Genomic DNA, 17,863 nt, shown 5'->3' with positions numbered 1-17,863 from the left:
TATAACCGCATCATTTCCTATTCTTCGCTTGTCTGATTTTGCGAACTTATCATTAAATTTAATTTGGAGGTACAACCCATGTTACAGTATTTATTGATGTTTATTCCCGCCGCTTTTCTTGTGATTTCCGTACTGCTTTGTATCCGTTCCTTCAAGAACGGCAAAAGCCCCAAGCGCGCCGTATTGACCCAGATCTTCTCCTTCCTTGCGGTATCGGCATTCTGCCTGATCACTCCGCTGGTCGCTCACGCGGCTGACGCTTCCACCGCGGTAGAGGCTGCGGCTTCTTCCTCAAAGGGTCTGGGCTATATCTCGGCAGGCCTGTCCACCGGTCTTTCCTGTATCGGCGGCGGTATCGCTGTCGGCGGCTCCGCGCCCGCGGCAATCGGCGCTACTTCCGAGGATCCCAAGAACTTCGGTAAGTCGATTATCTTCGTCGCGCTCGGTGAAGGCTGCGCGCTGTACGGTATGCTGATCTCCATCATGATCATCTCGAGCCTCTGATACCATGAGGATGTATCTGTTAAGCGATAACGACGACACCCTGATGGGAATGCGCATGTCCGGTGTGGAGGGCGTAGTGATCCATCAGGAGCATGAGGTCAGAGAGAAGCTCAAGGAGCTCATGCAGCAGGACGATATCGCGGTCATTCTGATGACCTCTACCCTGCTTAATCTGGTCAGGGAAACGGTGTATGACATCAAGCTCAACTGCCCGAAGCCCTTGATCATTGAGATCCCCGACCGCCACGGCAACGGCCAGACCAAGGACAGTATCTCAAAGTATGTCAAGGACGCCATCGGCGTGGAGATGAAATGACGTGTGGGCGCGTGCGCCTTTTTCTGTGACACTGTGACGTGTAGCAGAATCAAAAAGCCTTCCCCTCGGGGGGAAGGTGGGCAATTTGCCCTACGCAAATTGGTCGGATGAGGGGCTGACTTATCCGAAAGATCATCTTAACAAAGAGGACGAGACACTTCCATCATTCTCGGTACACATTCAGCCTCACCGAGTCCGACATGGTCAGGAAAGGTTATCCCCTCATCCGTCACCTCCGGTGACACCTTCCCCTCGCCGGAAGCGGCTCCCCCCTTGTCCGCTTTGCGGACATTCCCCCAACGGGGGTACCCCAAGGGGAAGGCTATCATATGGTTTGTCATGCTCCGCATGAAAACGACTGCAAAAGGATAATTATCGGCGGGAGTAAACCCCCGCCCTACCTTAGAGGAATATTATGAACGAAAAGACAAAAGAATCCAAGTTTCTTGACGCGATCAACAAATACGCCGAACAGCAGAAGGCGCAGATCACGCAGGAGATCGAGGATTATAAAAATACCAAAATCGAACAGGCGACGGAACAGGGCTTGCAGGACGCTTATGACCTGATCCGCGAGGATATCTCGCGCCGCAAGGCGGTGATCGTCAACGACCTCGCGAAGAAGGAGCTTGCCCTGCGCAACGAGCTGTTCATAGAGCGTCAGACGCTTGCCGACAAGGTCTTTGACGAAGCGAAGCAAAAACTGGTCGCCTTCACCAAAACGGACGATTACAACCGTTTTCTCGGACGTTCTTTGGCGGAGATCAAGGTCAAATGCGGCACGGCGCGGTGTGATATCGCGATCGCTCCGTCTGACGAGGATAAACGCGGCTTGATCGCAGACGTCTTTCCCGACGCTCAGATCACCGCGGATCCCCATATCCTGATCGGCGGCGTCAAGGCGAATTGTCCCGAACTGGGAATATTGATGGACGACACGCTGGATTCCCGCTTGGAGGAACAGCGCGTGTGGTTCATCGAAACATGTTCAATGAAGGTGGTGTAACGATGGCTAATGTAATTTACGGCGTGAACGGCCCTGTCGTCACCGTCAAAGAGGCAAAGGAGTTCTCGATGATGGAGATGGTCTATGTCGGCAAACAGCGCTTAGTCGGCGAGGTCATCGGCATTACCTCCGCCTATACCACGATCCAGTGCTATGAGGAGACCACCGGTCTCATGCCCGGCGACCCTGTTGAGGGCACCCATACGCGGATGAATCTGCTGCTCGGACCCGGTATCCTCGACAACATTTTCGACGGTATCGAGCGACCGCTCGCGCAGATCGAGAAGGACTGCGGCGCGTTCATCAGCCGCGGCTCCTCGGTATCTCCCCTCGACCCCGACAAGGAATGGGACGTCACCATCACTGTCAAGGTCGGCGATGTGCTCAAAGGCGGCATGATCTACGCCACCGCTCCCGAAACCCATATTATTACGCATAAGATGATGGTGCCGCCGACTCTCTCCGGCAAGGTCACGGAGGTAAAGCCCGACGGCAAGTACAAACTGCATGATACCATCGTCAAGATAGAGGACGAATTCGGCGCCATCCATGAGCTGACCCTGTGTCAAAGATGGCCGATCCGTACTCCGCGCCCCGTCAAGGAGCGCCTCACCCCCACCGTTCCGCTGATCACCGGACAGCGCGTCATCGATACCCTCTTCCCTGTTTCTAAGGGCGGTACCGCGGCGATCCCCGGCGGCTTCGGCACCGGCAAGACCATGACCCAGCATCAGCTGGCGAAGTGGTGCGACGCGGATATCATCGTCTATGTCGGCTGCGGTGAGCGCGGCAACGAGATGAGTCAGGTGCTGCAGGAGTTCTCGGAACTGATAGACCCCAAGTCGGGTTATCCGATGACCGACAGAACCACCCTGATCGCCAACACCTCCAACATGCCTGTTGCGGCGCGTGAAGCCTCGATCTACACCGGCATCACCCTCGCGGAATACTACCGTGATATGGGCTATGACGTCGCGATCATGGCGGATTCCACCTCCCGCTGGGCGGAGGCGCTGCGAGAGATCTCCGGACGTCTGGAGGAAATGCCCGCGGAAGAAGGCTTCCCGGCATATCTGCCCTCACGACTGTCCGAGTTCTACGAGAGAGGCGGCAGAGCGGATGTGCTCAGCGGCAACCAAGGCTCCGTCACCATCATCGGCGCGGTATCGCCGCAGGGATCGGACTTCTCCGAGCCTGTTACCCAGAACACCAAGCGCTTTACCCGCTGTTTCTGGGCGCTCGACAAGAGCCTTGCCTACGCCAGACACTACCCCGCCATCAACTGGAACGACAGCTACAGCGAATACTTTACCGACCTCGATCCGTGGTATGCGGAAAACTGCGGTAAGGATTTTATCGATTATCGCACGAGCATTACCGCGTTATTGCAGGAGGAGAATCGCCTGATGGAGATCGTCAAGCTCATCGGCTCCGACGTTCTGCCCGACGACCAGAAGCTGATCATCGAGATCGCGAAGATCATCCGCGTCGGCTTCTTACAGCAAAACGCGTTCCATAAGGATGACACCTATGTTCCGCTCGAAAAGCAGAAGCGTATGATGCAGGTGATCTTGCACCTGTACGAGCGCAGTAAGGCGGTGGTCGCGGAGAATATCCCGATCAGCCGCATCCGTGAGCAGGGACTTTTTGAAAAGGTCACCAAGATCAAGTACGATATCCCCAACGATCACCTCGAGATGTTCGACGAGTATATCAGGGATATCGATGAAAAAATAAACGCCGTTTTACGGTGAGGAGGACTGTATCTTATGATTATCGAATATGTCGGCGTGTCTGAGATCAACGGTTCTCTGGTCGTGCTCGACGGCGTAAAGGGCGCTTCTTATGAAGAAATCGTCACCATCAAGCTCGCTGACGGCACCGCCCGACAGGGTCGTGTCGTGCAGATCGAGGGTGAGCGGATCGTGGTGCAGGTCTTTGAGGGCACCTCGAATATCTCTCTGGAAAACACCGCCACCATCCTGACCGGCAGACCGATGGAAATGCCCCTTTCTCCCGAGATCGTCGGACGTATCCTCGACGGCGCGGGCAGACCGATCGACGGACTGGGTCCCATCTATCCCGAGACCCGCCGCGATATCAACGGCACCGCGATCAATCCCGTATCGCGCGTGTATCCGAGAAACTACATCAACACCGGTATCTCCAGCATTGACACGCTCTCTACCCTGATCCGCGGTCAGAAGCTGCCGATCTTCTCGGGTTCCGGTATGAAGCATAATGAGCTGGCGGTTCAGATCGTCCGTCAGGCGAAGATCACCGGCGCGGATGAGAGCAACTTCGGCGTCGTATTCGCCGCGATGGGCGTCAAGAACGACGTCGCGGAATACTTCCGCAGCAGCTTTGAGCAAGCGGGCGTTATGCAGCACGTTACTATGCTCCTCAATTTATCAAATGATCCGATCATCGAGCGTACCCTTACCCCGCGCTGTGCGCTGACGATCGCGGAATACCTCGCCTTTGAGCTGAATATGCACATCCTCGTCATCATGACGGACATGACCTCTTATGCCGAGGCACTGCGTGAATTCTCATCATCCAAGGGTGAGATCCCCGGACGTAAGGGCTACCCCGGTTATCTGTACAGCGACCTCGCGTCAATGTATGAGAGAGCCGGTATGATCAAGGGCTCGACAGGCTCCGTGACCCAGATCCCGATTTTGACCATGCCCAACGACGATATCACCCATCCCGTGCCCGACTTGACCGGTTACATCACCGAGGGTCAGATCGTACTGGACAGAAGCCTGCAGGCGCAGGGCATCTATCCGCCCGTCAACGTCCTGCCGTCGCTTTCGCGACTGATGAAGGACGGTATCGGCGACGGCTATACCAGAGCCGACCACGCGCCGCTGAGCAATCAGCTCTTCGCCAGCTACGCGAAGGTCATCGACGCGCGATCTCTCGCCTCCGTCATCGGTGAGGAGGAACTCTCCGACACCGACAAGAAGTATATCGAATTCGGCAGACAGTTCGAGAACACCTTTGTTAATCAGGGCTTCACCGAGAACCGCAGCATCGACCAGAGCCTGGATCTCGGCTGGAAGCTGCTCTCCACCCTCCCCCGCGAGGAGCTTGACAGAGTAGATGACAGTATGCTTGATCAGTATTATTCCGGTTAACGGTTGATAGTTAACGCGGTTAACGGTTAACAGTTAATGGTTAACGGTGAAGGGAGGGCTCCGCCCTCACCCATTTATATAAACAAACCATCACAGAGTCGCGGACTATACCGTTCGTAGTTGATATATCAATCAAAAACGCGTCAGCGTTTCCCACCACCGTTCTCCGTTAACCGTTCTCCGTTCTCCAAAAAAGGAGTGTGATAATATGGCGCAACAAGCTATCCCGACCAAAGGTAACTTGATCGCGATCAAAAAATCTCTCGCGCTGGCGAAGGTCGGCTACGAGCTGCTCGACAAGAAGCGCAACATCCTCATCCGTGAGATGATGGCGCTGATCGACCGCGCGTCCGAGATCCAGGGCACCATCGACACGGCGTTCGCCGACGCCTACACCGCCCTGCAAAAAGCGAATATCTCGCTCGGCTTCTGCGACGAGCTGTCCAAGACCGTCCCCATCGACAACAGCGTGAAGATGGATTCGCGCTCCATCATGGGCGTCGAGATCCCGATCCTGTCGATCGACAAGCCCGATGAGCATGAGCTGCACTACGGTCTGAGCCATACCAACGCCCGATTCGACGAGGCGGTCGCTCTCTTTATGCGCGCCAAATACCTCACCGTAGAGCTCGCCGAGATCGAGAACAGCGTTTATCGCCTTGCGGTCGCCATCAAGCAGACCCAAAAGCGCGCCAATGCCTTAAAGAACATCATGATCCCCAAGTTCGAGGGCGACGTCAAGTTCATCACCGACGCGCTCGACGAAAAGGACAGAGAGGAATTCTCCCGACTCAAGGTCATCAAGAAACAAAAAACATCGAAATAATACAGCTAAAGGCTACCTTTGGGAAAGGTGCTCCCCGTTGGGGAGACGTCGCGCAGCGACAGAGGGGGAGCCGCTTCCGGCGAGGAGGCTGTCTGCTGACACGCGTGAGAGCAGACTGAGGGATTGCACAAATTGATCGAGCATAGCGAGATACTATGTTATACAACGCCGCCCATGATTTTGATCGGGGCGGCGTTTTTGTGTGAAAATAGCCTTCTCCTCGGGGGGGCGCGTGCGCCTTTTTCTTGTTACACTGTAACAATGCGCGAAATCATAACAAGCCTTCCCCTCGGGGGGAAGGTGGGCAATTTGCTATAGCAAATTGGTCGGATGAGGGGCAAACTTATCCGGAAGATCATCTTAACAAAGAGCGTGTGGCACTTCCGTTATTCTCGGTAAACACACAACCTCACCGAATCCTGCATCTTTAGGAAAGGCAGTCCCCTCATCCGTCTCCCGTTGGTCGACACCTTCCCCCCGAGGGGAAGGCTTATTCAATCCAAAACACGAAGTGTTTCCCTTAATTATTCATTCTTCAATCTTCAGTTTTCAGTCTTAAGTAAAAAAGCCTTCCCATTCTCGGGAAGGTTTTTTACCGGTGACCCATCGGATGGCATGTGCTTTCGGGAAAGCTCTGCCCCGCCTTCGGAGCATTAACTCCAGTCATAAGCCTGATCTACGCTCTTCCTAAAAATGATTCACTGAATCATTTTTGTCTGCGCCGTGCGCACGGCGTACGGCTTGACACGGTCGCCTTCGAATCTCCGATGTTTCACTGATAACAAAGTTAATAGCGGAGACACCGCTTCGGGTATCTCCGCTATTAATATGGTGACCCATCGGATGGCATGTGCTATCGGGAAAGCTCTGCCCCGCCTTCGGAGCATTAACTCCAGTCACAAGCCTGATCTACGCTCTTCCTAAAAATGATTCACTGAATCATTTTTGTCTGCGCCGTGCGCGCGGCTTACGGCTTGACACGGTCGCCTTCGAATCTCCTCAGGTTCACTTACGATAAAGAATAAAAGGTGGAGAATAATCTCCACCTTTTATTCTTATGGTGACCCATCGGAGATTCGAACTCCGGACACCTTGATTAAAAGTCAAGTGCTCTGCCAACTGAGCTAATGAGTCATATGGGGTGAGTAATGGGAGTCGAACCCATGCTCTCCAGAGCCACAATCTGGCGCTTTAACCAACTAAGCTATACCCACCATAATTGGCGCGCCAAAAGGGATTCGAACCCCTGACCTACTGCTTAGAAGGCAGTTGCTCTATCCAACTGAGCTATTGGCGCAGATACGCTGTTTTAATCAGCCTAAATATTATATAAGATAGCGGCGCTTTTGTCAAGTGTTTTGGAAGATATTTTGGAATTGGAGAACAGAGAACGGTGAAGGGAGGGCTTCGCCCTCACCCATTTATATAAACAAACCATCACAGAGTCGCGAACTATACCGTTCGTAGTCGATATATCAATCCAAAACGCGTCAGCGTTTTCCACAACCGTTAACCATTAACCGTTAACCGTTAACCGTCAATAGAATCGTTCACCGTCTCCGCGTATCTTACGGTATCCATCGCGTCCTTGGCGTACTGATCGGCGCCGATGGAATCCGCGTATTCCTTGGTCATCACGGCGCCGCCGACCACGATCTTTGCCCACGGAGCCGATACTCTCAGCTGACGGATGGTCTCTTCCATCGCGGGCACGGTGGTGGTCATCAATGCAGACAGTCCCACCAGCGGAGCGTGCAGACGCACGGTTTCGTTGACGATCACCTCGGGCGGTACGTCCTTGCCCAGATCGCTGACGTCGAAGCCGTAGTTCTCGAGCAGGAGCTTGACGATATTCTTTCCGATATCGTGAATATCGCCGTGTACGGTCGCGATCACAAAGGCGCATTTGGTCTTGCCGCCGGTGTCGGATAAGGTCGCCTTGATCTCCTCAAAGGCGCATTTTGCCGCCTCGGCGCTCATCAGCAGACCGGGCAGATAGACTCTCCCCTGCTCATATTCTCTGCCGACTTCATCCAGCGCGGGGATGATGTGATCGTTGACGATCGTGAGCGGCTCGACAGTTTGCAGCAGCTCCTTGCACAGCTTCGCGGCGGGCTCTTTCAGCCCTTTGGTCACCGCGCCGCGCAGGGTGAGCTGTTCATCGACCGCACTACCCACGGCTTTCTCATTGATGGTGATATTGCTCTGCACCGTGTCGGCAAAGGCGATGTAGTCGGTGCAGTTCTCGTCCAGACCCTTGAGCACGCGATACGCGTAGTAGGTCTTCATCATCTCGGCGGAGAAGGGGTTCATGATCGCGGCGGATAAGCCGTTTTCAAGCGCCAGCGCAAAGAATGTCGCGTTGACGATATCCCGCTGCGGCAGTCCGAAGGAGATGTTGGAAACGCCCAGCGAAGTATGCGCGCCCAGCTCATGACGAATGACGTTCAGTGATCCGAGCGTCACCTTGGCGGCGTTGTTATCGGCGCTGACCGCCATCGCGAGGGTGTCGAAGATCAGATCCTTCTTGTCGATGCCGTAGGACGCGGCGGTGTCGATGATCCTCTTCGCAATCTCTACCCTGCCCTCTACCGTGTCGGGAATGCCGTTTTCGTCCAGCGTCAGCGCGATCGCTGTACCGCCGTACTTCTTCATCAGCGGGAAGATCGCGTCCATGCTCTCCTGCTTGCCGTTGACGGAGTTGATCAGCGGCTTGCCGTTGTAAACGCGGAGCGCCTGCTCCATCGCGACAGGGTCGGAGGTGTCGATCTGGAGCGGCAGATCGATGATGGCTTGCAGCTCATAGACGACCTTGGTCAGCATAGCGGGCTCGTCGATCTCGGGCAGTCCGACGTTGACGTCGAGCACCTGTGCGCCCGCGCTCTGCTGTTTGAGACCTTCGCTGAGGATATAATCGAGCTCATTGTTCCGCAGCGCTTCTTTCAGGCGCTTTTTGCCGGTGGGATTGATGCGCTCACCGATCAGCACCGGATCGTCCGCAAACGTGACCGCGTCGGTGTAGGACGAGATCACGGTGGTGTTCTTCTTATCGATCGTCATTGCGAGGGATTCATTCCGCGGCAATCTCAACTGAATATCATCGATTTGTTCACAGAGTTCTTTGATATACTCAGGCGTTGTACCGCAGCAGCCGCCCGCGACGCGCACGCCCTTTTGCACCATGCGCGCGGTGATATCCGCAAAGGACGGCGGCAGAATGTTATACAAGGTCTTGCCGTCCACATTCGTCGGCATACCGGCATTCGCCTTGAGGATCACGGGGATCGAGGCACAGCGCAGGTACTCTTCCACGATGGGTTGGAGCTTATCGGGACCGAAGGAACAGTTCACGCCGATCGCGTCAGCGCCCATGCTCTCAAGCATGGCGGTCATCGCCGCGGGAGACGCGCCCGTCATCAGCTTGCCCTTATCGGTGTAGGCGTTGGATACGAGCACAGGCAGGTCGCAGGTCTCTTTGACCGCCAACAGCGCCGCCTTGGTCTCGTAGCTGTCGTTCATGGTCTCGATCATCACGAGGTCGACGCCGCACTGGGCGCCGATCTGTGCGGTTTTGGCAAAGACCGTGACCGCCTCTTCAAAGTCGAGATCGCCCAGCGGCTTTAAGAGTCTGCCGGTGGGTCCGATATCCAGCGCGATGAATTTTTCCTGCGGCGCAGTGCTCAGCTCACGTGCTTTTTGCGCGTTGGCGACAGCCGCTTTGATAACGGCGGTCAACTCCGCCTCGTCATAATGCAGGAGATTCGCGCCGAAGGTGTTGGTATTGACCACGTTGGAGCCGTTGTCAAAATACGCCTTGTGGATGGCGGTGATGTCCTCGGGATGGCTGAGATTCCAGCGCTCCGGCTGTTCACCCGGCTGTAAGCCGCGTTCCTGCAAAAGCGTACCCATCCCGCCGTCGAGGATCACGATGTTCTGTTGTAAGAATTCTTTGAAGTTCATAGTAACACCTGATGATAGATTGTTCAATGATTTTCACATGAATTAAATGTGCAATCGGGAGGGTCAAGACCCTCCCCTACAATTGAAATGATTTATCTGCGATAAGCGCAGTCGGTTTTATCACAATCCGCGCAGTTGTTTTGCTGTTCCTCGCAACCGTCCGTGATACCGACGATGGCGGTGACGGACTTGCTCGGTGACATCAGCAGGCTTTGGTCGAGCGTCAAGCCGATCTTGCGCGGACAATCCAGTACCGCGAAGATCTCTTTCTGCAAGCTCAGCTCAATATCGCCGTAACCGGGGCTGACGCGCCGTGTAAGGCGTTTTCCCGTTTTACTCAGCTCTGTGCTCATCTGCGCGCAAAACGCGTCACACAGGCTTTCTACACGCTCTGCGCCGATTGCCTGCAGGATCAGCGCCTTGGACGGTTCCACACGGCTGTACCGCGCAATCAGGCGGTCAAAGGGGGATCCGACCGTCGCCGCGAATAAGATGACGGCTTCGGATCCGCAAATCGCCTTGCCGACCGTTTGCGATACGATATGCTCATTGCCGATCGTGATCCCGCCGTCGGGATCGACCGGCAGGGTCATACAACACACCCGATAGGTCAACAGCGGCTCCGCTTCGTTGATACACTCGTCGATCAGAGCGTCATAGCTGTTATCGGCGCCCCTGATCCGGGCGTAGCGCATGATCTCGCGCTTGTCCCACGCGGGTGGGGCGATGGTCAGGGTGCGGATCATTTGCCGATGATACTGCTGAGATTGTTCATTACGGCGCGCGCGATCTCAGGCTTGTTCATGGTGTAGAGGTGGACATGCTTGACGCCGTTGGCGTACAGATCGATGATCTGGTCGGTCGCGTACGCGATACCCGCCTGCGCCATCGCGCGGTCATCGCCGCCGAAGCGGTCGACCATCGCCTTGAAGCGCTGTGGGATGAAGGAGCCGGAGAGCTCGATCGCGCGCTTGAGCTGGATGGCTCTGGTGATCGGCATGATGCCCGGCACGACAGGCGCGGTGATGCCCGCCTCACGGATCTTGTAGAGGAAGTTATACAGCAGATTGTTGTCAAAAAACATCTGCGTGGTCATAAAATCACAGCCCGCGTCGACTTTTTCTTTGAGATAAAAGATGTCGTCGGTCTGGTGTTGGCTTTCGGGATGTACCTCGGGATAGCACGCACAGCCGATGCAGAAATCCGCGCCGCTGTTTTTCAGCTCACGGATCAGATCGACCGCATGAGAGTAGTCCCAGTGCTTCGCGTCGCTGAGCTTCATCTCGGGCGTCAGGTCACCTCTGAGCGCCATGACGTTCTGGATGCCCGCCTTTTTGAGCTCGTTGATCTTCTCGAGGACGGTCTCTCTGGTGGAGGAAACGCATGTCAGATGCGCCATTGTCGGCACACTGTAACGGTTGCGGATATCCTCGGCGATATCGAGAGTGAAGCGGCTGGTACCGCCGCCCGCGCCGTAGGTCACGCTCATAAAAGACGGCTTGAGCTGCGCGATCTTCTCGATAGCGGGCTTGACCTCGTCAAAGGAGGAAGATACCTTCGGCGGGAACACCTCGAAGGACAGCGTACAGCGGTCGTTATTCAAAAGATTGATGATTTTCATATTGTACTCCTGATACAGTCGGATAAACCGATGTTGTGACGATATCGCATGATATCGCGTTTTCAACCCAGTATAACATATTTATCGCTTTAAAGCAAGTTAGGTGATGTTTTCGATCAATACGGTCATCGTGCCGCCGCAGACCATGTCGTTGTCCGCCGCGACCTCGTTGCTCATATCGATGTGCAATACGGCTTGATCGTCCCTGCCGATGATGCGCCGCGCTTTGTTGATCGCCGCCGCCTCACCGCAGCCGCCGCCGACAGTGCCCGCGACGTGACCGAGTGCGTTGACAGCCATCATACTGCCGCTTTTGACGGGTGTGGAGCCGGTAGAGGAAAGCACAGTCACCATCGCGCGCGGTTCATCGAAAGTCGCGAGATAGCGCAGCAGATCATAGTCGACATTCGTCTGCGTCAGCTCATTCTCACGCGGCTTGACATACCGCTTATGTCGCTCCTGTATCAACTCCGCGCAAATCGACACCGCGATCTCGGCGGTGGTCATCGCGCCGATCTTGAGCCCGATAGGAGCGTGGATCGCGTCGATGTCCTCCTTTCGGAAGCCCTCTTCGATCAGGATCTCCCGCAGTCCCGCGGCACGTTTTTTGGAGCTGATCAGTCCCAGATAATACGGCATTTCTCCTGACAGGATCGCGCGGATGCACTGCGCGTCCCACAGATGTCCGCGGGTGAGCACGCACACATAATCCCTGCGCGTGATACGGAGCTTCTCGATCGCGGAGATGAACTCGTCACAGATGACCTGCGCGTCGGGAAATCGCTCGAAGTTTGCGAACATGGGTCTGTCGTCGACCGCGACGACGTCGAAGCCGATGGTCTTAGCCAAACGGTATACGTCGATCGACACATGACCGCAGCCCAAGAGGATCAGTCGGTCAGCCTCGGCGAATTTGCGGATATAGGTCTGACCGTCGGCTGAGAGGATCAGATCGGGGCTCTCTCCCCTATTCAGTTGATCCAGCAGTTCTTGCAATACAGTAGCTTTCATCTTGATCACCGCTCCCAGTATAACTGTTTTTGCCGTTGAAATCAATAGGAAAAGCCCCGATCACTCGCAATGTCATTAAGTTAAGAAATTGTATCTCGCTGTTGCTCGATCAATTGATACAATCCCTCAGTCCCCGTTCGGGGACAGCTCCCTTTCCCAAAGGGAGCCTTCTCAACTTAATGTTATTGCTGATCACTCGGAGCTTTGTCGCTTTGATCAAATATTCACGGAATAAGAGGTGACGTTTTTGATGGTCTCGCCGTCGATCTGCAGCGCGGTGGGTCGGTTGAATTCGACCGTTACGCTGTGACCCTTGAAGATTTTGACGATCTTTTCTTCCTTGACATGCTCGCCCTTGAAGATGTTCGGGAACACCGTCAGCGCCTTGAGCTTGCCGCAGTTGTGATAGACCATTGTGGACACGGTGCCGTCCTCACGGTTCTGTTCGGGAGTCGGGATCATACCGCCGCCGTAGAATCTGCCAAACATGGTGGGCGCGAGCCAGACGTTACTGAACTTTTCCGTCTTGCCGTCCACGGTCACGGTCGCGTTCACGGGTTTGAAGTGGAACAAAAGCCCTTTGATCGCGATACTTGTGTAATTGATGGGCTTATCGGACTTTTCTCGCATCTCGTCGCCGACCTCACAGCAGTAGCCGTCGATGCCGTAGCCGACGCCGTTGATGAACTTGTAGTCCCTGCCGTTGACGGTGACGGTCGGCAGCTTGCCGAAGAATTGGTTGATCGGTACCAGATTTCCTTTTTCAACCCCGACGCTCGACAGAAAATCATTACCGGTGCCCGCCGAGAAAAAGTAAACCTCGTTTTGGATCTCCATGCCGTCGGTATCATTGAGAAAACGGTTCAGCGTACCGTCGCCGCCGGAGATGACGAGCTTGTCATCCGCTTGAAGAGAATTGATGATCGTTTTGATATCGGTGTTCTTGGTAAGGTCGACAAAGCGCAGGTCGTTGCCCTCGAGCAGTCCGGTGAGAACCTTGGCGTGTGCCTCGCCCTGTCCGTTATCGCTCAGCGGATTGTATAAGATCGTATAATGCTGCATTGGTTTATCCTCTTTCTTCATCGTGTTAAGAAGCAGTATTTAGGCTCCTTTGGTAAAGTGGGCGCGTACGATACGCTGTCATCATAATGGGCTCCCTTTGGTAAAGGGAGCTGTCGCCTGTTGGCGACTGAGGGATTGGACTAAACTGTTTGAGCGAAGCGAGTATCTTAATTAATCTACCTTGATGTTATTACAACAGATAATACAGATTAACTCCCTTCGGTCGAGCAATTGATGCAATCCCTCCGAGCTCGCAAGCGAGCCCACCTCCCTTTACCAAAGGGAGGCGTTAACACTGTTTTTACCTGCGCCGTGCGCACAGCTTACGGCTTGGCACACTCGCCTTCAAGTCCCACTGCCGTCACAGCGTTTCGGAAATACAAAAGGGCATCCGTAATGATACTCTTATGAATCAAGGTAATGCCGGCAGTGTATGTTTTATCTGATCGAAGATTTGATATCGCTTGTTGCCATCAGATAACAAAGGCGCTCTATCTGCGCTCTCGTTAAAAACAGTATACAATACTGTTTTTACCTGCGCCGTGCGCACAGCTTACGGCTTGGCACACTCGCCTTCGAGTCCCACTGCCGTCACAGCGTTTCGGAAATACAAAAGGGCATCCTTAATGATACTCTTATGAATCAAGGTAATGCCGGCAGTGTATGTTTTATCTGATCGAAGATTTGATATCGCTTGTTGCCATCCGGTAACAAAGGCGCTCTATCTGCGCTCTCGTTAAAAACAGTATACAATACTGTTTTTACCTGCGCCGTGCGCACAGCTTACGGCTTTGCACACTCGCCTTCGAGTCCCACTGCCGTCACAGCGTTTCGGAAATATAAGAGGACACCCATAAGGATGTCCTCTTATATTACAATGGTGCCGGCAGTGGGACTCGAACCCACACGCCCGCAAAGACAACAGATTTTGAGTCTGTCTCGTCTGCCAATTCCGACATGCCGGCGGGAACATTTCGTATTATACAACAATTCTGTCAATAAATCAAGTGTTATTTCTAAGCGATGGTTCTCTTTACAAAAAGTTAATTGACTTTGCGGTAGGGACAGGGTATAATAAAGAAAAAACAAAGGAGTTATGATTATGGCTGAATTAAAACATTATTGGCTCAAAACCGCGAAGTCTTTTGTCCTTGCCGCGGATGATTTTATCGTTGCGGTTGCTGAGACCGCCAAAGCGGGCAGAGACAGAGTGATCGAATGGGCGGAGTCCGAGAACATCAACATTAACACGGAAGGCACCGAGATCCCGACCGAGGACGCTACCGAGGCGCCTGTGGATGAGGCTGCAGCAGATGAAGCTCCCGTTGAGAAAACTGCCGCGGAGCCTGTCGCCGAAGAGGCAGAGGCGCCTGCCGAGGAAGCCCATAAGAAAGCTTAATCATTCGAGAATAACAGCAAAGCCGCTTTCACACAGGAAGGCGGCTTTTGTTTTATGTTGTATTATGCTGTCGTCGGCACTTCCGTTTCGGCATCCTGAGTCGGCGGTTCGGATTCCACCCACGTGTTGTTCTGATACTCCTCATATTTGACGAGTTGATCATTACGGTCAAAGGTATAGCGTTTTGACTCGTGACCGTCCTCATCATAGAGCGTACGCGTCGAGCCGTCCTTGACGGAGACAAAATCCTCCTCCGCTATCTTGCCGGACTCATGGTAGGAGTAGGCGTAATAATATACGCCGATGCCGTCAGCCTGATAGTAGGTTTCCTTCGCCAGACGATTGTTGCTGTCATACTCATAAAGCACATAGTGATCGTACTTTTGGTTAACGTCATAGACGTCCCAGCGGGTGATATCGCCGTTTTCGTTATGATATACGCGCTCATAACCTGTCACGGAGCCGTTTTCATCCTGCACGGGTTCCATCGTACCGTCGGCTTTTTTACCGCAGGCAGAGAAGAAAAACGTACACAGTGCCAGCGAGCACAGTATCGCTACAATCCTTTTCATCATTTGGTCTTGGAACGCAGCTTGACGGTACTGCCGCGCTTATCGACAGAGACCTCACCGACGACGTCGGTACCGTAGATACGGTCGCCCGCATCGCCCAGACCGGGCAGAATGTAGCAATTCTCGTTAAGCTTCTCATCCTTGGCGGCGCAGTAGATCTCTACGTCGGGATGGGACTTAGTCAGCACCTCGATGCCCTCGGGAGCCGCGATGATGCACAGAAAACGGATGGAGCGGGGATTGGAGCGCTTGATGATGCTGATCGCGTCGGCAGCGCTGCCGCCGGTAGCGAGCATCGGATCGAGGACGAATACATCTCTCTCATCCACATCGCCCGGGAGCTTGTTATAATACTCGACAGGCTTATGGGTGACTTCATCCCTGTACAGACCGATATGACCGACCTTGGCGGACGGAACCATCCGCAGCATCGCGTCCAGCATACCGCAGCCTGCGCGCAGGATCGGAACCAAAGCCAGCTTTCTGCCCGCGATCTTCTTCGCGGTCATCGTCGCCATAGGAGTTTTGATCACTACATCCTCGAGAGGCAGATCTCTGGTTGCCTCATAGCACATCAGCATGGAGATCTCGGAGATCAGCTCGCGAAATTCCTTGGTACCGGTGTTCTCATCACGCAGGATCGACAGCTTATGCTGGATCAGCGGATGGTCAAAAATCGTAACTTTACTGTTCATAATGAATCCTTCTTTCTGTTATCATGAATACATGTTATAATGTAAAACTTCCGTTTTCGATCTGCGTGATCATATCGACGCGCTTTTCGTGTCTGCCGCCGTCAAAGGGAGTGTTCAGGAAGATGGAAGCGAGCTTGACCGCTTTTTCCTCATCGATCACTCTGCCGCCCATACACATGATGTTGGCGTTGTTGTGGCGGCGTGTCATCTCGGCACAGAATTCATCGGTGCATACCGCCGCGCGGACGCCCTTGACCTTGTTGGCTGCCATCGAAACGCCGATGCCGGTACCGCAGCAGATGATACCCAGCGTTGCGTCACCGTCGGCGACGCTCTTTGCCACCTGATATGCGTAGACGGGATAATCCACGCTCTCGTCGGTATAACAACCGTAGTCCTTATACTCGATCCCATTCTCTTTCATGTAGTTGATCACCGCGTTTTTGATCGCGATACCGCCGTGATCGCATCCGATCGCTATCATAATGCACCATCCTGTTCTTTGTTGATTTTGGCGTTGCGCTCCCGTTCTGCCTGAGATAAGCGGAGATAGCGGGGCATCAGCGCCGCGGGAGAGACGACCTCTCCCCTGTTGTATTTTTCAACAGCCGCCAAAGCGACCGATGAAGCTCTTTGGTATCTGAGGTTCGGCGGAGCCAGAGTGATCAAAGGATCATCCGTGCTTTGATCCACCAATTCGGCGCCGTCGCCGACGAGGATGATCTCCTCGTGATCAGGCAAACCGTTGAGCAGATCGTCCACCGCGATCGCGGTATCATCACACAGCCGCTCGATTGTATCACCGTCCACTCGGAACAGTCCGTGATAGACCTGTCGTCGTTTGGCGTCCATACAGGCGCAGACGATCGTGTGACTGCCGAGAAGATTGTACGCCATACTCTCTAAGGTCGACACCTCGACGCAGGGTTTATCCAGCGCGTATGCCATGCCCTTGACGGCGCTGACGCCGATCCTCACGCCCGTAAAGCTGCCGGGGCCGCTGTTGACGGCATACAGTTCAATATCACCGGCGCTTTTGCCGGAGATCTTCAAGACCGATTCGAGCATTGCCATCAGCGTTTGGCTGTGCGTAAAGCCGGTGTTCAGATAATACTCGGCGATGATCCTGTCATCCTCCAGTAAACACACCGACGCGGGAGTCGCGGAGGAATCAACGGAACAGATCAGCATATTCATCCAGCCCCCTTATGTCAAATATTCTCTCATTCTCATTTTCCGTTTTCTCGATACGGATACGGATACAATCCGGCTCGAGCTCACTCTCGATATTCTCGCTCCATTCGATGATGATGACGCCGTTGCCGATATAGTCATAGAAACCGGTCGCAAACAGATCATCGAGGTCGGTGATGCGGTACATATCGAAGTGATAGACCGGAAACTTTCCCTGATACGCGTTGACGATCGCGAAGGTCGGACTGCATACGCCGTCACGGATCCCCAGTCCGGCACACAGCCCGCGTGTAAAAGCGGTCTTGCCCGCGCCGAGATCGCCGAACAGCGCGATCATCTCTTTGCCCAGTAATACAGACGCGAGCTTCTCGCCGAGTTGCTCCGTATCACGCGCGCAGGAGGTTGTCACTCTCATGAAATCTACCTCTGATTGTTATTATCAATTGAATATTTTATCATATGATCGCCTCGGAATAATGCTATAGGATAAAATTAGCGAAATTATTACAAATATTTATCTTGAATTCAAGTGTGTCATTCACTATAATGATAGG

The 17,863-nt window shown here is 54.0% G+C and carries 17 protein-coding genes and 4 tRNA genes; 7 read left to right on the top strand and 14 right to left on the bottom strand.

Annotated elements, in window-relative coordinates; all coding sequences use genetic code 11:
• Positions 1-78: 78 nt before the first annotated feature.
• The 6 genes from JKK62_RS04205 to JKK62_RS04180 all read left to right on the top strand — a co-directional run bounded on the left by JKK62_RS04205 (position 79) and on the right by JKK62_RS04180 (position 5,795).
• Complete coding sequence (locus JKK62_RS04205) at positions 79-504, top strand: ATP synthase subunit C (RefSeq protein WP_186833371.1); 426 nt, start codon at positions 79-81, stop codon at positions 502-504.
• Between the two features lie 4 nt (positions 505-508).
• On the top strand, positions 509-820 hold the full coding sequence (locus tag JKK62_RS04200) for a V-type ATP synthase subunit F (RefSeq protein WP_186833372.1): 312 nt from the start codon (positions 509-511) through the stop codon (positions 818-820).
• A 415-nt stretch (positions 821-1,235) separates the two neighbouring features.
• Complete coding sequence (locus tag JKK62_RS04195; protein ID WP_186833373.1) at positions 1,236-1,826, top strand: V-type ATP synthase subunit E; 591 nt, start codon at positions 1,236-1,238, stop codon at positions 1,824-1,826.
• 2 nt (positions 1,827-1,828) lie between these two features.
• A complete protein-coding gene (locus tag JKK62_RS04190) occupies positions 1,829-3,580 on the top strand; it encodes a V-type ATP synthase subunit A (RefSeq protein ID WP_186833374.1) in 1,752 nt (583 codons plus the stop codon).
• A gap of 15 nt (positions 3,581-3,595) precedes the next feature.
• Positions 3,596-4,969: a V-type ATP synthase subunit B gene (locus tag JKK62_RS04185; RefSeq protein WP_186833375.1), complete on the top strand. Its 1,374-nt coding sequence runs from the start codon at positions 3,596-3,598 to the stop codon at positions 4,967-4,969.
• A gap of 208 nt (positions 4,970-5,177) precedes the next feature.
• On the top strand, positions 5,178-5,795 hold the full coding sequence (locus tag JKK62_RS04180) for a V-type ATP synthase subunit D (RefSeq protein ID WP_186833376.1): 618 nt from the start codon (positions 5,178-5,180) through the stop codon (positions 5,793-5,795).
• A 1,058-nt stretch (positions 5,796-6,853) separates the two neighbouring features.
• Here JKK62_RS04180 and JKK62_RS04175 read toward each other — a convergent pair.
• The 9 genes from JKK62_RS04175 to JKK62_RS04135 form a co-directional block, all read right to left on the bottom strand.
• Positions 6,854-6,929: transfer RNA gene (locus JKK62_RS04175), tRNA-Lys, on the bottom strand.
• A 3-nt stretch (positions 6,930-6,932) separates the two neighbouring features.
• Positions 6,933-7,009 (bottom strand) — tRNA-His (locus JKK62_RS04170).
• 6 nt (positions 7,010-7,015) lie between these two features.
• Positions 7,016-7,092 (bottom strand) — tRNA-Arg (locus tag JKK62_RS04165).
• A gap of 233 nt (positions 7,093-7,325) precedes the next feature.
• The gene (locus JKK62_RS04160) at positions 7,326-9,755 is read right to left on the bottom strand and encodes a homocysteine S-methyltransferase family protein (protein WP_186833377.1); all 2,430 of its coding nucleotides are present in this window, start codon (positions 9,753-9,755) and stop codon (positions 7,326-7,328) included.
• A gap of 92 nt (positions 9,756-9,847) precedes the next feature.
• Positions 9,848-10,501 (bottom strand): vitamin B12 dependent-methionine synthase activation domain-containing protein, encoded by a 654-nt coding sequence (locus tag JKK62_RS04155; protein ID WP_186833378.1) that lies wholly within the window; start codon positions 10,499-10,501, stop codon positions 9,848-9,850.
• Complete coding sequence (metF, locus tag JKK62_RS04150; protein WP_186833379.1) at positions 10,498-11,376, bottom strand: methylenetetrahydrofolate reductase [NAD(P)H]; 879 nt, start codon at positions 11,374-11,376, stop codon at positions 10,498-10,500. The genes JKK62_RS04155 and metF overlap by 4 nt, the downstream gene beginning before the upstream one ends.
• Before the next feature lie 99 nt (positions 11,377-11,475).
• Positions 11,476-12,387 (bottom strand): XdhC family protein, encoded by a 912-nt coding sequence (locus tag JKK62_RS04145; protein ID WP_186833380.1) that lies wholly within the window; start codon positions 12,385-12,387, stop codon positions 11,476-11,478.
• Positions 12,388-12,603: 216 nt separating this feature from the next.
• A complete protein-coding gene (locus tag JKK62_RS04140) occupies positions 12,604-13,449 on the bottom strand; it encodes a diacylglycerol/lipid kinase family protein (protein WP_201427029.1) in 846 nt (281 codons plus the stop codon).
• An 878-nt stretch (positions 13,450-14,327) separates the two neighbouring features.
• A tRNA-Leu gene (locus tag JKK62_RS04135) sits at positions 14,328-14,414 on the bottom strand.
• 137 nt (positions 14,415-14,551) lie between these two features.
• Between JKK62_RS04135 and JKK62_RS04130 the strand changes: the two genes are divergently transcribed.
• Positions 14,552-14,848, top strand: coding sequence for a hypothetical protein (locus JKK62_RS04130; protein WP_186833382.1), 297 nt, complete (start codon positions 14,552-14,554; stop codon positions 14,846-14,848).
• Positions 14,849-14,910: 62 nt separating this feature from the next.
• Here the strand turns inward: JKK62_RS04130 and JKK62_RS04125 are convergent, their stop codons facing one another.
• From JKK62_RS04125 to tsaE, 5 genes are read right to left on the bottom strand one after another with little or no spacing between them, the layout of a single operon-like run.
• Positions 14,911-15,423 (bottom strand): hypothetical protein, encoded by a 513-nt coding sequence (locus JKK62_RS04125; RefSeq protein WP_207752130.1) that lies wholly within the window; start codon positions 15,421-15,423, stop codon positions 14,911-14,913.
• A complete protein-coding gene (gene upp / locus JKK62_RS04120) occupies positions 15,420-16,115 on the bottom strand; it encodes a uracil phosphoribosyltransferase (protein WP_186833384.1) in 696 nt (231 codons plus the stop codon). Before upp ends, JKK62_RS04125 begins: the two co-directional genes overlap by 4 nt.
• 34 nt (positions 16,116-16,149) lie before the next feature.
• Complete coding sequence (rpiB, locus tag JKK62_RS04115) at positions 16,150-16,599, bottom strand: ribose 5-phosphate isomerase B (RefSeq protein WP_186833385.1); 450 nt, start codon at positions 16,597-16,599, stop codon at positions 16,150-16,152.
• Positions 16,596-17,312 (bottom strand): tRNA (adenosine(37)-N6)-threonylcarbamoyltransferase complex dimerization subunit type 1 TsaB, encoded by a 717-nt coding sequence (tsaB, locus tag JKK62_RS04110; RefSeq protein ID WP_243411753.1) that lies wholly within the window; start codon positions 17,310-17,312, stop codon positions 16,596-16,598. The genes rpiB and tsaB overlap by 4 nt, the downstream gene beginning before the upstream one ends.
• A complete protein-coding gene (gene tsaE, locus JKK62_RS04105) occupies positions 17,287-17,724 on the bottom strand; it encodes a tRNA (adenosine(37)-N6)-threonylcarbamoyltransferase complex ATPase subunit type 1 TsaE (protein ID WP_186833386.1) in 438 nt (145 codons plus the stop codon). Before tsaE ends, tsaB begins: the two co-directional genes overlap by 26 nt.
• Positions 17,725-17,863: the final 139 nt, after the last annotated feature.

The sequence above is a fragment of the Ruminococcus difficilis genome, assembly GCF_016680995.1.
The sequence above is the reverse complement of the archived record's forward strand: the minus strand, read 5'-3'. Positions and strand labels throughout refer to the sequence as shown.

Coding starts and splice junctions, on each gene's coding strand:
- JKK62_RS04195 (WP_186833373.1), top strand. CDS start 1,236: ATGAACGAAAAGACAAAAGAATCCAAGTTTCTTGACGCGATCAACAAA.
- JKK62_RS04130 (WP_186833382.1), top strand. CDS start 14,552: ATGGCTGAATTAAAACATTATTGGCTCAAAACCGCGAAGTCTTTTGTC.
- JKK62_RS04185 (WP_186833375.1), top strand. CDS start 3,596: ATGATTATCGAATATGTCGGCGTGTCTGAGATCAACGGTTCTCTGGTC.
- JKK62_RS04145 (WP_186833380.1), bottom strand. CDS start 12,387: ATGAAAGCTACTGTATTGCAAGAACTGCTGGATCAACTGAATAGGGGA.
- JKK62_RS04180 (WP_186833376.1), top strand. CDS start 5,178: ATGGCGCAACAAGCTATCCCGACCAAAGGTAACTTGATCGCGATCAAA.
- JKK62_RS04160 (WP_186833377.1), bottom strand. CDS start 9,755: ATGAACTTCAAAGAATTCTTACAACAGAACATCGTGATCCTCGACGGC.
- JKK62_RS04140 (WP_201427029.1), bottom strand. CDS start 13,449: ATGCAGCATTATACGATCTTATACAATCCGCTGAGCGATAACGGACAG.
- JKK62_RS04155 (WP_186833378.1), bottom strand. CDS start 10,501: ATGATCCGCACCCTGACCATCGCCCCACCCGCGTGGGACAAGCGCGAG.
- JKK62_RS04125 (WP_207752130.1), bottom strand. CDS start 15,423: ATGATGAAAAGGATTGTAGCGATACTGTGCTCGCTGGCACTGTGTACG.
- JKK62_RS04190 (WP_186833374.1), top strand. CDS start 1,829: ATGGCTAATGTAATTTACGGCGTGAACGGCCCTGTCGTCACCGTCAAA.
- tsaB (WP_243411753.1), bottom strand. CDS start 17,312: ATGAATATGCTGATCTGTTCCGTTGATTCCTCCGCGACTCCCGCGTCG.
- tsaE (WP_186833386.1), bottom strand. CDS start 17,724: ATGAGAGTGACAACCTCCTGCGCGCGTGATACGGAGCAACTCGGCGAG.
- upp (WP_186833384.1), bottom strand. CDS start 16,115: ATGAACAGTAAAGTTACGATTTTTGACCATCCGCTGATCCAGCATAAG.
- rpiB (WP_186833385.1), bottom strand. CDS start 16,599: ATGATAGCGATCGGATGCGATCACGGCGGTATCGCGATCAAAAACGCG.
- JKK62_RS04200 (WP_186833372.1), top strand. CDS start 509: ATGAGGATGTATCTGTTAAGCGATAACGACGACACCCTGATGGGAATG.
- JKK62_RS04205 (WP_186833371.1), top strand. CDS start 79: ATGTTACAGTATTTATTGATGTTTATTCCCGCCGCTTTTCTTGTGATT.
- metF (WP_186833379.1), bottom strand. CDS start 11,376: ATGAAAATCATCAATCTTTTGAATAACGACCGCTGTACGCTGTCCTTC.